Raw genomic sequence first — 13783 nt, 5'->3', positions numbered from 1 at the left:
CGAATCCGCCATGTCGCGATGTTGACGGCAAAGGGGCGGAATCCGTAGGCAAAACACCACGGCATGTTTCTCGAAGTTGAGAACCGACTTTGGAAAATATGCGTAAAAACAAAACATTGAAGCGCGATATGCTTGACAAGACGGGCCAGGTACCCGGGAAAGGATCGGAATGATGGCAAGCCTCGGCGGAGACAATTCTCAAGCCGAAGGGGCTGATGTCCGTCACGTTCCGGTGCTGATCGCCGAAGTGATTGATGCCCTGAAGCCTGAACCAGGCGCAGTGATCGTCGATGGCACCTTTGGTGCCGGTGGTTACACGCGTCGCATACTGGAAACGGGCGCGGCCGTGATCGCAATTGACCGCGACCCGACTGCAATCGACGCCGGGCGGGCGATGGAAAAGCAGTTTCCGGGCAGGCTCCATCTGGTTGAGTCCCGCTTTTCTGTTCTGGATGAGGCGGTCTCGAAGGTTAAGGGAGAGGGCAGCAAGGTGGACGGCGTTGTGCTCGATATTGGCGTGTCGTCGATGCAGATCGATGAAGCCGAGCGCGGTTTTTCCTTCCAGAAGGATGGCCCGCTCGATATGCGCATGTCGAAAAAAGGGCCCAGTGCCGCCGATGTGGTGAACCGTCTCAAGACCGGTGATCTTGCACGCATCTTCAATTTTCTGGGCGAGGAACGTCATGCGGGCCGAATCGCGCGCATGATTGACAAGCGCCGAGCCACACAGCCTTTCACACGCACACTTGATCTTGCCAATGCCATTGAAACGTTGGTGGGCCGCAATCCGAAGGATCGCATCCATCCGGCGACGCGGGTGTTTCAAGCGCTGCGGGTCTATGTGAATGACGAGCTGGGCGAGCTGGCGCGGGCGCTGCTTGCCGCCGAACGCATCCTGAAACCGGGCGGTCGGCTGGTTGTCGTGACCTTCCATTCACTGGAAGACCGTATGGTGAAGCGCTATTTCGCGGATCGCGCCGGTGGAAGCGCTGGATCGCGCCATCTGCCGGAAACGCACGTCCGTTTGCCGAGCTTTATACCTGCGGTCAAGGGCGCTGTCGGCCCGACCGCAGAGGAAGAGGCAATAAATCCACGCGCGCGCTCGGCGAAGCTGCGCGCCGGTATCAGGACGGAAAATCCGTCACTGGAAGACGATCTATCGCTTTTCGGGCTGCCAAAGCTCCCCGAGACGAACGAACTGGCCCGGAGTTGAACGAGTGCTGCGTACTTTCGACATCATCATGATAGCGGCGATGCTGGTGGCGGCGACCGTCACCTACACGATCAAATATGACGCGGAAAAGCAGATCGCTGTCATTGCGAAGCTGCAACGACAGATCGCTTCCGAAAAGGATACGATCACGCTCCTGCGTGCCGACTGGGCATTGATGACCCAGCCTGGCCGTTTGCAAAGCCTTGTTGGTGTCTACGAAAAAGAACTCAATCTCCAGCCTATTGAGGCTGAACAGCTTGTGCTGGGCGTCAACGAAATTCCAGAACGTCCGATTGACGATATCCAGAAGATCATCTCTGGCAGCGACGAACTGCTTGCAAGCGGCGTGCTTGAAAAAGATGCCATCACGACCGGCAGCGTCAAGAAAAGCGGGGCAAGGCACTGATCATGCGGCTGGGACTTTTCAGAAGAAAGAATATGCAGTCAGGTGACGGTGTTGAGCCGGTTGGCGATCAAAAGCTGGCCGGCAATATGGCATTTGTCGGGTCGCGCAAGAAGCACGGCAATCGCGCACGCAATCGCCTCTGGATGGCCATCGCCTGTTTCGTCGGGATTTATGGCGTAATAGGCGGCAAGCTTGTCTATTTCGGCATGATTGGCGGCGAAAAAGAGGAAACAGCCGGTCCCGTTATCAACCAGCTTGCTTCGCGTCCTGATATTCTCGACCGTAACGGCGAGATTCTGGCGACCGACATCAAGACCGCGTCGCTCTATGCTGAGCCGCGCAAGATTGTCGATCCCGACGAGACCATCGAAATGCTGTCGACGGTGCTGCCTGATCTTGATTGGGAAGCGACGTATAAGCGTCTGAAAAGCGGTGCCGGGTTCGTCTGGGTCAAGCGCGGACTGACCCCGAAACAACAAAGCCAGATCATGGCGCTCGGCGTGCCGGGCATCGGCTTCCGTACGGAAAAGCGCCGCTTCTATCCGGGTGGCCCAACCGCTTCGCACATCCTCGGTCTCGTCAATGTGGACAATCAGGGCATTGCGGGCATGGAGAAATACATCGACAGCCAGGGACTTACAGACCTGCGCTCGGTGGGGCTTGCAACCGGGCAATCGCTGGAGCCGGTGCGCCTCTCGATCGATATTCGCGTGCAACACATTATGCGTGATGTACTGGTCAAGGCTATGGAACGCTATCGGGCTATTGCTGCCGGTGCTGTCATCCTGAATGTCAAGACGGGCGAAGTGATAGCAATGTCGTCGGTACCGGATTTTGATCCGAACAATCCGGTTCACGCCCTGGATAAGGACCGCCTGAACCGCATGTCGGCAGGCACCTATGAAATGGGCTCGACCATCAAGAGCTTCACCACGGCGATGGCGCTCGATTCCGGCAAGTTCAACCTGCAGTCGAAGCTTGATGCCAGTCGCCCGCTGGTATTCGGTCGCCAGACGATCCGCGACTTCCACGGCAAGGGCCGCTGGCTGACGCTGCCGGAAGTTTTCATCTTCTCATCCAACATCGGTTCAGGTCGCGAAGCAGACGCCGTCGGCATCGAAGGGCACCGCGCATTCCTCAAGAAAATCGGTCTTCTCGACCGCATGCAGACAGAACTGCCAGAGGTGGCGCGTCCCGTCGAGCCGCGTGTCTGGAAGAAAGTCCATTCGATGACTATTTCATTCGGTCACGGTATGATGACGACGCCGCTGCAGACGGCGGTTGGTGCAGCCGCGCTGATGAACGGGGGCAAGCTGATTGAGCCGACTTTCCTGACGCGGACGCAGGCCGAGGCTGACAAGGTGGCAAAGCAGGTCATTCATCCACAGGTTTCTGCAGATATGCGTTATCTTTATCGCCTTAATGCGACGGCGCAGGGCGGCTCCGGCAAGCGGGCCACGGTTCCGGGCTATCGCGTCGGCGGAAAGACCGGTACGGCAGAAAAGGTGGTGCATGGCCGCTACTCGAAAGACGTACGCTTCAATGCATTTCTGGCGTCATTTCCGATGGATAATCCGACCTATGTCGTGCTGACTATCATCGACGAACCGAAGCCGGAAGAAGGCAAGTTTAGTGCAACCGCCGGTCTCAACGCAGCACCGATGGTTTCGGAGATCATTCGCCGTTCTGCCTCCTTCCTTGGTGTGAAGCCCGACTTCCAACTCGAAGCCCAGCCAGCAATGGTTCGCAATTTAAGCGGCAAGCCTGATTTTCAACAGGAAGCGCCGTCAGCAATGGTTTCCAACGAATACGACTGATTCGCATAAAACAGCCTTTGCAGCGTTACGCGCACAACTGAATCTGGATTTGGTATGACCATGAAACTGAAGGAAATCGCTCTCTTTAATGAACTGGCCTCCGGCAATGCTGGCGAGGTGGAGATTACCGGCGTCACGTCGGACTCCCGCAAGGTCGAACGCGGTTTTCTGTTCGCAGCACTGAAAGGCGTGAAAGCCGACGGTGCGGCATTTATCACGGATGCCGTAAAGCGTGGCGCCAGCGCCGTGATCGCAGGCAAGGACACGGCTGTCGCTGAAGTAGGTGTTCCGGTTCTTCATGTCGATGATCCGCGGCTTGCATTGGCAGTTGCTGCGGCGCAGTTTTATGGCAAGCAGCCACAAGTTATGGTTGCTGTCACAGGCACCAGCGGCAAGACTTCCGTTGCATCCTTTACCAGGCAGATCTGGGCCTATGCCGGCTTCCCTGCGGCGAATATCGGTACGACCGGCGTCTTCTCGCCGACCCGCAGTGACTATAATTCGCTGACCACACCCGATCCGGTGGAACTGCATCGGGTTCTGGCAGAGCTTGCGGATGAAGGCGTGACTCATGCGGCGATGGAAGCTTCATCGCATGGTCTCGACCAGCGCCGTTTGGACGGCGTCAAGCTCGCTGCCGGTGCCTTCACCAATCTCGGCCGCGACCATATGGATTATCACGCGACCATCGAGGAATATCTTGGCGCGAAGATGCGTCTCTTCAACACGCTTCTGCCGAAGGGTGCCCCAGCCATCATCTTCTCCGACGATCATTTTTCGGCACAGGCCATCGAAGCGGCAACGCTTGCCGGATGTGACGTGAAAACGGTCGGACGGAAAGGCAACTTCATCGCCCTCAAGCGTGTGGAACATGAACGTTTCCGCCAGCATGTCGAAGTGCGCATTGGCGACGAGATTTTTGAGATCGAACTGCCGCTTGCGGGAGATTTTCAGGTCGCAAATGCGCTGGTTGCAGCCGGACTTGCCATGGTTACCGGCGTTCCGGCCGCGGCTGCAATGCGTGCCTTGGCGCTCCTGAAAGGTGCACCGGGACGGCTCGACCTTGTCGGTGCAACGGAAGATGGCGCGCCGGCTTATGTCGATTACGCCCATAAGCCAGAAGCATTGGAAAATGTTTTGACCTCAGTACGTCCGTTCACGACCGGCCGGGTGATTGTGGTCTTCGGCTGTGGTGGCGACCGCGACAAGGGCAAGCGTCCGATTATGGGTGAAATCGCTTCGCGACTGGCGGACGTGGCAATTGTTACCGATGATAATCCGCGTTCAGAGGTGCCTGCCCAGATACGTTCGGAAATCATGGCCGCCGCGCCGGGTGCGACCGAAATCGGTGACCGCCGTGAGGCAATTTTCACTGCCGTTTCCATGATGCAGTCGGGTGATACTCTGGTCGTTGCCGGCAAGGGACACGAAGAAGGGCAGATCGTCGGCAATATCACCTTGCCGTTCTCGGATCATGCCGAAGTTGCAGCAGCACTTGCTGCCCGCCTTGAGGAGCGCTCGGAATGAGTGACTGGCTCTGGACATCCAACGATATGGTGGAAGCCATGGAGGGCAGGCCTTTCGGCAGCCTGCCCGGCGGCATAACCGGCATCTCGATAGACAGCCGCTCTCTAAAACCGGGGGAGGCTTTCTTCGCCATCAAGGGCGAACAGTTCGACGGACATGATTTCGTAACTTCTGCGATGGCGGCTGGTGCGGGGCTTATTGTCGTGGCAGAGCATCGTCTGCCTGCATTCGGCAACTCCAAAGTGCCTATGATCGTGGTCGAGGATGTGCTTGAGGCCCTGACAAAGCTTGGGATTGCCTCGCGCGCGCGCTCGAAGGCGCAGATCATCGCGGTGACGGGTTCTGTCGGCAAGACGACGACCAAGGAGGCCTTGCGCCACGTGCTTTCGGAAGTTGGCAAGGTCCATGCTTCTGTGGCGTCGTTCAACAATCATTGGGGCGTGCCGCTTACGCTTGCACGCATGCCTGCCGATACGGATTATGGCGTCTTCGAAATAGGCATGAATCATCATGACGAAATTCGTCCGCTGGTGAAGATGGTGCGTCCGCATGTGGCGCTGATCACGCTGATCGCCCCCGCACATCTCGGTCATTTTGCCAATCTGGAAGAAATCGCGGTGGCCAAGGCGGAGATTTTTGAGGGCATCGTGCCGGGTGGCTATGCGCTTCTCAATCGCGATGACAAGCGCTTTAAGCAGTTGGAAGAACTGGCCGGAAAGGCCGGGGTCGAACACATTGCCACATTCGGCGAGAATGCCCGATCCGACTATCGTCTGCGTGAAGTGAAGTTGCATCCGACCTGCTCCTGCATGACGGTAAAGATCGGCTCGCACGAAGCGGCGGTGAAGGTCGGCATGCCGGGCCGTCATATCGTGCAGAATATGCTCGCTGTTCTGGGCGCTGCCGATCTGGTCGGGGCTGATATCGCCAAGGTAATGATGGCTATGGCTACTCTTTCCGCCGAAGGCGGTCGCGGCGCACGCCATGTGCTTCAACATCCCGAAGGCACGTTCACACTGATCGACGAGAGCTATAACGCCAACCCTACGTCGATGCGTGCGGCCCTTTCGCTGCTGCATTCCACAACACCGGAAGGCTCGCGTGGCCGCCGCATCGCGGTTCTGGGGGATATGCTGGAGCTTGGCCGCCAGTCGGGCAAGCTCCATGCCGACTTGGCGCGCCCGATTGTGGACGCCGAAGTAAATACGCTTTTTATCGGTGGACCGGACATGTCGGCACTTAAAAATGCCTTGCCGGTTGAAATTCAGACCGAGTACAGGCAAAGCACCGACGAATTGTTGCCGCTGGTGATCAAGGCAATCCGTCCGGGCGATGTCATCATGGTGAAATCGTCGAAGGGGATTGGCTTTTCCAAAATCGTCAAGGCGCTGATAAGCCAGTTTCCGCCGGTGGAACCCGCGGAGTAAGCGGTATTTGAGGGATTTTTCTCTATATGTTGATGCTTCTCACTTTCTTCGCCGAACATATGACACCGCTCAACGTGTTCCGCTACATTACCTTCCGCACCGGCGGCGCGATGATCACATCGGCGCTGATCGTGTTCTTGTTCGGCCCTTCAATCATCAACTCACTGCGAGTGCGTCAGGGGAAAGGCCAGCCGATCCGGGCTGACGGTCCGCAGACCCACTTCAAGAAGGCCGGTACGCCTACCATGGGTGGGCTGATGATCATGACTGGCATTCTTGCCTCATGTCTGCTTTGGGCCAATCTCGCAAGCGTCTATGTCTGGGTGGTGCTGATGGTCACGGTAGGCTTCGGCGCTATCGGTTTCTACGATGATTATCTGAAAGTGACCAAGCAGTCCGATAAGGGCTTTTCCGGCAAGGCGCGTCTCGGCATCGAATTCCTGATCGCGGCTGTCGCCGCTTTCATCATCATGCGGGCGGGGCAGGAGCCGTTCTCGTCCTCGCTGACATTCCCGTTCGCCAAACAGTTCGTCATCAATCTGAGCTGGTTCTTTATTCCTTTTGCTGCCTTTGTCATGGTTGGCGCAGGTAATGCCGTTAACCTGACCGATGGACTCGACGGGCTTGCAATCGTACCGGTCATGGTCGCTGCGGCGTCCTTCGGCTTCATCGCCTATCTTTCGGGCAACGCAATTTTTGCCGATTATCTGCAGATCCATTTCGTGCCGGGCACAGGTGAACTTGCTGTGGTTCTCGGCGCTGTTATCGGCGCTGGGCTAGGCTTTCTATGGTTCAATGCCCCTCCCGCCGCAATCTTTATGGGCGATACGGGTTCGCTGGCGCTGGGCGGTATGCTGGGCACTGTTGCAGTTGCGACGAAGCATGAAATCGTTCTCGCCATCATCGGTGGCCTGTTCGTCGTCGAAGCGCTGTCCGTCATCATTCAGGTTGGCTCCTTCAAGCTGACCGGCAAGCGCGTCTTCCTCATGGCGCCTATTCACCACCATTTTGAAAAGAAGGGCTGGACCGAGAGTCAGGTCGTGATCCGGTTCTGGATCGTTGCGATCATTCTCGCGATGATCGGTCTTTCCACGTTGAAGCTTAGATAACAGGCATATCGAATGATCCCGATCACCGCCCTCAAGGATAAGACAATCGCCCTTTTCGGATTGGGCGGGTCGGGCATTGCGACCGCCAAGGCCATTCTTGCGGGCGGTGCGAAGATCATCGCCTGGGACGACAATCCCGACAGTGTTGCCCGTGCCCAGAGCGCGGGCATTGCCACAGGTGATCTACGGCAGGCTGACTGGTCGCAATTCGCGGCTTTTGTGCTTTCGCCCGGCGTTCCGCTGACCCATCCAAAGCCGCACTGGACCGTTGATCTGGCCCATGCCGCAGGTGTTGAAATCATTGGCGATGTGGAGCTGTTTGCCCGCGAGCGCAAGCACATTGCTCCCGATTGCCCGTTCATCGCCATCACCGGCACCAACGGGAAATCAACCACGACCGCTTTGATCGCCCATATCATCAAGGCTTCTGGCCGCGATATGCAGCTTGGCGGCAACATAGGCACTGCAATCCTGACACTGGAACCGCCGCAGGCAAATCGCTTCTACGTAGTCGAGTGTTCTTCCTACCAGATCGATCTCGCGCCGTCGCTGAACCCGACGGCAGGAATCCTGCTCAATCTGACGCCGGACCATCTTGACCGTCATGGCTCGATGGAAAACTACGCCGCGATCAAGGAACGCTTGGTGACTGCGAGCGATACGGCGATTGTTGGTGTCGATGATCATTATTGCGAAGCCATTGCGGACCGGCTTTATCGTGACGGCGTAAATGTCGTGCGGATTTCCAAGGAGAAGAGGCTCGGCAAAGGCTATTTTGCCGATGGCGCAAAACTGCTCTGGCCGCATGACGGGGAAGTCGACGAAATCGCTTCTCTGGAAGGTATCGGTTCGCTGCGCGGCGCGCATAATGCGCAGAACGCGCTTGCAGCAGTAGCGGCCTGTCTGTCAGTGGGCTTAAACCTTGAAGAAATCCATGCCGGGTTGAAGAGCTTTCCGGGTCTTGCTCACCGCATGGAACAGGTTGGGCATCGCGGCAAAGTCTTGTTCGTCAATGATTCCAAGGCGACCAATGCGGAAGCGACTGCTCCGGCATTGTCCTCCTTCCCGCAAAATATCTACTGGATCGCAGGCGGTGTGCCGAAAGCTGGCGGAATTGCTTCGCTGGCCGGGTTCTTTCCGCGAATTGCCAAGGCCTATCTGATCGGTGAAGCCGCAGCGCAGTTTGCGGCAACACTTGGCGATGCGGCGCCGTTCGAGATTTCCGATACGCTTGCAGTCGCCGTCGAACATGCTGCCCGCGATGCCGGTAGTGATGCTGCTCCCGAGCCGGTTGTGTTGTTGTCGCCCGCTTGCGCGAGCTTCGACCAGTTTCAGAATTTTGAAAAACGCGGCGATGCATTCCGCAGCGCGGTTCTGGCGCTTCCGGGTATTGAGCCGATAGGAGGAAAAAGCTGATGGTAAGCCGTGTCGATCGCGGTCCTGTCGCCAATTGGTGGTGGACAATAGACCGCTTCTTCCTCGCTGCATGTCTGGCCCTGATGGGGCTTGGCATTCTGCTGTCATTCGCTGCTAGTCCCGCTGTGGCCCAGCGTATTGGCCTCGACAGCTTCCATTTTGTCGAACGGCAGATCGTCTTCATGGTTCCCGCGGTGGCCGTCATGATCGGCGTGTCGTTTCTCTCGCCGCGCCAGATCAGGCGATTTGCTTTGATCCTGCTTGGCATCTCGCTCGTCTTGATGGTTGCTGCACTTTTCTTCGGTATCGAAGTCAAGGGGGCACGGCGCTGGGTTAATCTGGCTGGGATCTCCATTCAGCCGTCAGAGTTCATGAAGCCTGCCTTCGTGGTGGTTTGTGCCTGGCTGTTTTCCGAACGGGAACGCGGTGGTGAAATGCCCGGCAATTTTCTTGCAATGCTGCTGTTCGCTACGGTTGCTGCCCTGCTCGTTCTCCAGCCTGATCTGGGCCAGACTATGCTGACCACTGGCACATGGGGAGCAATGTTCTTCCTCGCCGGACTGCCGATGTTCTGGATTCTGGTCCTGGGCGGTCTTGCTGTTTGCGGCGGCGTTTCAGCCTATTTCATGTTCGATCACGTGGCAGGGCGTATAAACAGGTTTATGACGGGCGAGGGCGACACATTCCAGGTCGATGCCGGTCGCGAAGCGATTCTTCGCGGTGGCTGGTTCGGACAAGGCCCGGGCGAAGGCACCGTGAAGAGGATTATTCCAGACAGCCACACGGACTTCATTTTCTCGGTCGCGGCGGAAGAATACGGCATCATTCTATGCATGATCATCATGCTGTTGTTTGCCTTCATCGTTGTGCGCGGTCTGTCGATTGCGTTGCGCGAGCGTGATCCGTTCACCCGCCTGGCCATCTCGGGAATCGTAATTCTGTTCGGTTTCCAGTCGATCATCAACATGGCAGTGAACCTGCATCTGATGCCTGCAAAGGGCATGACGCTACCGTTCATTTCCTATGGTGGTTCTTCGCTCATCGCTATCGCCATCACGATGGGTATCCTCCTTGCTCTGACGCGCCGGCGCCCGGAAGCGCGCATGACGCATACGGTCGGCATGGGCGCCGATGTGGACAGGCGCATTCCAGCTTTGTGAGGGGAATATGGGGAAAGGCGTAATTGTACTGGCCGCCGGTGGAACAGGCGGTCATCTGTTTCCGGCGGAAGCGCTGGCGCATGAATTGAAGGCGCGCGGTTGGGACGTTCATCTGGCGACCGATGCGCGTGCCCAGCGCTTCGCGGGTGCCTTTGCGGAAGACCACGTTCATGTCATTCGGTCGGCAACGATTGCAGGACGTAACCCGATAGCGCTCTTGAAGACTTTCTGGTCTTTGTGGCAGGGCAATCTCGATTCCCGCAAATTGTTCCGTCGACTGTCCCCCCAGCTCGTTGCGGGTTTTGGTGGATATCCGACACTGCCTCCGCTCTATGCTGCAAGCAACATGAATATCCCGACAATGGTGCATGAGCAGAATGCTGTCATGGGGCGCGCCAATAAAGGCCTTGCAGGTCGCGTGAAGGCCATTGCGGGTGGTTTTCTGCCGGAAAGCGGCGGAGCCTATGCGGAAAAGACGATCACCACCGGCAATCCGGTGCGTCCGCCAGTTCTCACCGCCGCCGAGACTTCTTATAGGCCGGCCGAGGGGGACGAGCGTTTCCGCCTGCTGGTTTTTGGCGGTAGCCAAGGTGCACAGTTCTTTTCGACAGCCATTCCGGCTGCCGTAGCGTTGCTGCCGGAGAAAGACCGGGCACGGCTGCTGATCACCCAGCAGGCGCGCAAGGAAGACGAGGCCGTCGTGCGGGAAGCTTACAAGAATCTTGGTGTCCCAGCTGATGTTGCGCCGTTTTTCAACGATATGCCAGCACGCATGGCGGATGCTCAGTTCGTGATTTCGCGTTCTGGGGCTTCTAGCGTTTCCGAGATCACGGTGATTGGCCGTCCGGCAATGCTGGTGCCGTTTCCTCACGCGCTAGATCATGATCAGGCAGCGAATGCGGCAGCGCTCGCAGCTGTCGGCGGTGGCGAGGTTGTTCGCCAGTCGGAATTGTCACCAGAACGTCTTGCCGAGATACTCCAGGCCGCGATGAACGAACCGGAACGCCTTGAAGCCATGGCAAAAGCTGCAAAAAGCGTTGGTAAGCCGGATGCAGCGCAGTTGCTTGCTGATCTGGCAGAGGCTATTGCAGCAGGTGAATCTGTTCAGAAATTTAAAGAAGGAACTCGGCCATGAAAATGCCGCTGAATATCGGGCTCGTCCATTTCATCGGAATTGGCGGCATCGGCATGAGCGGTATTGCCGAGGTGCTGCACAATCTCGGCTACAAGGTACAGGGGTCTGACCAGTCCGACAGCGCCAATGTGCAGCGCCTGCGTGAGAAGGGCATTGAAGTCTTTGTCGGCCACAAGGCTGAGAATATTGGCGATGCAGAAGTTGTTGTCGTTTCGACTGCGATCAAGAAGAGCAATCCTGAGCTGGTTGCCGCGCGCGAAAAGCTGCTGCCTATCGTGCGCCGCGCCGAAATGCTGGCAGAGCTAATGCGTTTTCGACGGGCGGTCGCGATTGGCGGTACGCATGGCAAGACCACCACGACATCCATGGTTGCGGCATTGCTCGACGCGGGGCACCTTGATCCGACTGTCATCAATGGCGGCATCATCAACGCCTATGGCACCAATGCCCGTATGGGCGACGGTGACTGGATGGTGGTAGAAGCGGACGAAAGCGACGGCACTTTCCTTAAGCTTCCTGCCGATATTGCGGTTGTCACCAATATTGATCCAGAACATCTCGACCATTACGGCAATTTCGATGCCGTGCGGGCTGCGTTCCGTCAGTTCGTAGAGAATGTACCCTTCTACGGTTTCGGCGTGATGTGCCTTGATCATCCAGAAGTGCAGGCTCTGGTGAGCCGCATCGAGGACCGCCGCATCATCACCTACGGCCAGAACCCACAGGCCGAAGTGCGTTTCGCTAATCACCGCATGGAAGGTGCGGCCAGCTTGTTCGATGTCGTGATCCGCTCGCGTAAGGGCGAGGCGACTGAGATCAAGGATCTGCGTCTGCCGATGCCCGGTCAGCACAATGTATCCAATGCGACGGCGGCAATCGCCGTTGCGCATGAGCTGGGCATCTCGGCCGACGATATTCGTCGTGGTCTCGGCTCGTTCGGCGGCGTGAAGCGGCGCTTTACCCACACGGGTACATGGAATGGCGTCGAGATATTTGACGATTATGGCCATCATCCGGTTGAAATCCGTGCGGTGCTGAAAGCTGCGCGTGAAGCTGCCAAAGGCCGTGTGGTCGCCATCGTGCAGCCGCACCGTTTCACGCGTCTGGCAAGCCTGTTCGACGAATTCGCGGCATGTTTCAACGATGCCGACACGGTCATCGTTGCTCCGGTCTATACCGCTGGCGAAGACCCGATCGAAGGCGTTAATTCTGAGACACTCGTTTCGCGTATCAAGACTGCAGGTCATCGCGATGCGCGCTATGCCAGTGGCCCGGAGGCGCTGGCGCCATTGGTCGCGTCGATTGCAGAGCCGGGCGACTTCGTAGTTTGCCTAGGCGCAGGCAATATCACGCAGTGGGCATATGCACTGCCGAAAGAACTGACTGAACAGGGTAGGAAGTAAGATGGAAAGCGGCGAGACGCTTCTAAAAGAGCTCGACGGCAAGCTGTCGGGCTTGCGTGGCCGGTTGACGCCCAATGCCGGTATGGACAAGGTAACCTGGTTCCGTGCTGGCGGACCAGCCCAGGTCCTGTTCCAGCCTGCCGACGAAGAAGACCTCTCCGCATTTCTGAAAGCCGTGCCAGAAGAGATACCGATTCTGGTTGTAGGTATTGGCTCCAATCTGCTTGTCCGCGATGGTGGTGTTCCCGGCTTTGTCGTGCGGCTCTCTGCAAAAGGTTTCGGTGAGGTCGAACAGGTTTCCGATACGCAATTGCGAGCAGGGGCGGCGACGCCGGACAAGCGTGTTGCCGCTGCAGCGTTGGAGGCGGGGCTGACTGGCTTTCATTTCTACCATGGCATACCCGGTGGGATCGGCGGCGCTTTGCGCATGAATGCCGGTGCAAACGGGGTGGAAACACGTCAGCGTGTCGTGGAGGTTCGCGGCCTCGATCGGAACGGTGAAGTACATGTGCTCTCCAATGCCGATATGGGCTATGCCTATCGGCATTCTTCTGCGCCGCCGGATATGATCTTTACTTCCGTCTTGTTCGAGGGAATTCCGGGTGAACGAGATGCGATCCGGCAGGCCATGGATGAGGTGCAGCATCATCGCGAGACGGTGCAGCCAGTGCGCGAAAAGACGGGTGGCTCGACCTTCAAGAATCCGGAAGGCACATCGGCTTGGAAGGAAATCGACAAGGCAGGCTGTCGCGGTTTGCGCGTCGGTGGTGCGCAGATGTCCGAAATGCATTGCAACTTCATGATCAATACGGGCAACGCAACAGGGCACGATCTCGAGACTTTGGGCGAAACGGTTCGCGCCAAAGTTTTTGAAAATTCGGGTATTCGCCTTCATTGGGAAATCAAACGTCTCGGTTTGTTCCGCGAGGGTGAGCCGGTTGAAGAGTTTCTTGGAAAATTTTGATAAAAAAGTTGCCCGGATTTTCTACCTGATATTCCGGGCTTTTTTGTCTTCACAAGCGACGCGTAAGGTTCATCCCTTCGTATAGGGTCTTGTCACGGAATCAATCCTCTGATTCTTTAGGGTTAACCATACAGTGATTTGATTCGGCAGGATTTTCCTGCCGCGGGTGCCTGCGGCCTATGCTGCTGGGTTGCTCGGATTCTGTT

At 57.3% G+C, this 13783-nt stretch carries 11 protein-coding genes; all 11 read left to right on the top strand.

Features of this window, described 5'->3' with window-relative positions; translation table 11 throughout:
- The first annotated feature begins 169 nt into the window (after positions 1-169).
- The 11 genes from rsmH to murB are packed head-to-tail and all read left to right on the top strand — an operon-like array spanning position 170 to position 13577.
- Positions 170-1213 (top strand): 16S rRNA (cytosine(1402)-N(4))-methyltransferase RsmH, encoded by a 1044-nt coding sequence (gene rsmH, locus FJQ48_RS17850; protein WP_180350231.1) that lies wholly within the window; start codon positions 170-172, stop codon positions 1211-1213.
- A 4-nt stretch (positions 1214-1217) separates the two neighbouring features.
- Positions 1218-1619: a hypothetical protein gene (locus FJQ48_RS17845; RefSeq protein WP_139976252.1), complete on the top strand. Its 402-nt coding sequence runs from the start codon at positions 1218-1220 to the stop codon at positions 1617-1619.
- Between the two features lie 32 nt (positions 1620-1651).
- Positions 1652-3436 carry a penicillin-binding protein 2 gene (locus FJQ48_RS17840; RefSeq protein WP_247870405.1) on the top strand — a complete coding sequence of 595 codons (1785 nt, stop codon included), beginning with the start codon at positions 1652-1654 and terminating at the stop codon, positions 3434-3436.
- Between the two features lie 54 nt (positions 3437-3490).
- On the top strand, positions 3491-4963 hold the full coding sequence (locus FJQ48_RS17835; RefSeq protein ID WP_139976250.1) for a UDP-N-acetylmuramoyl-L-alanyl-D-glutamate--2,6-diaminopimelate ligase: 1473 nt from the start codon (positions 3491-3493) through the stop codon (positions 4961-4963).
- Positions 4960-6390 (top strand): UDP-N-acetylmuramoylalanyl-D-glutamyl-2,6-diaminopimelate--D-alanyl-D-alanine ligase, encoded by a 1431-nt coding sequence (locus FJQ48_RS17830; RefSeq protein WP_139976249.1) that lies wholly within the window; start codon positions 4960-4962, stop codon positions 6388-6390. Before FJQ48_RS17835 ends, FJQ48_RS17830 begins: the two co-directional genes overlap by 4 nt.
- A 26-nt stretch (positions 6391-6416) precedes the next feature.
- A complete protein-coding gene (mraY, locus tag FJQ48_RS17825) occupies positions 6417-7499 on the top strand; it encodes a phospho-N-acetylmuramoyl-pentapeptide-transferase (RefSeq protein WP_139976248.1) in 1083 nt (360 codons plus the stop codon).
- A 12-nt stretch (positions 7500-7511) separates the two neighbouring features.
- Complete coding sequence (gene murD / locus FJQ48_RS17820; protein WP_139976247.1) at positions 7512-8915, top strand: UDP-N-acetylmuramoyl-L-alanine--D-glutamate ligase; 1404 nt, start codon at positions 7512-7514, stop codon at positions 8913-8915.
- Positions 8915-10075, top strand: coding sequence for a putative lipid II flippase FtsW (gene ftsW / locus FJQ48_RS17815; RefSeq protein ID WP_139976246.1), 1161 nt, complete (start codon positions 8915-8917; stop codon positions 10073-10075). Before murD ends, ftsW begins: the two co-directional genes overlap by 1 nt.
- Before the next feature lie 7 nt (positions 10076-10082).
- Entirely contained in the window at positions 10083-11210 is a 1128-nt protein-coding gene (gene murG / locus FJQ48_RS17810) for an undecaprenyldiphospho-muramoylpentapeptide beta-N-acetylglucosaminyltransferase (protein ID WP_139976245.1), read from the top strand.
- Positions 11207-12613 (top strand): UDP-N-acetylmuramate--L-alanine ligase, encoded by a 1407-nt coding sequence (gene murC, locus FJQ48_RS17805; protein ID WP_139976244.1) that lies wholly within the window; start codon positions 11207-11209, stop codon positions 12611-12613. Before murG ends, murC begins: the two co-directional genes overlap by 4 nt.
- Position 12614: 1 nt before the next feature.
- Positions 12615-13577 carry a UDP-N-acetylmuramate dehydrogenase gene (murB, locus tag FJQ48_RS17800; RefSeq protein ID WP_139976243.1) on the top strand — a complete coding sequence of 321 codons (963 nt, stop codon included), beginning with the start codon at positions 12615-12617 and terminating at the stop codon, positions 13575-13577.
- Positions 13578-13783 lie beyond the last annotated feature (206 nt).

Source organism: Ochrobactrum sp. CGA5 (assembly GCF_006345815.1).
In the GTDB taxonomy this organism is placed as follows: Bacteria; Pseudomonadota; Alphaproteobacteria; order Rhizobiales; family Rhizobiaceae; genus Brucella.
The sequence above is the reverse complement of the archived record's forward strand: the minus strand, read 5'-3'. Positions and strand labels throughout refer to the sequence as shown.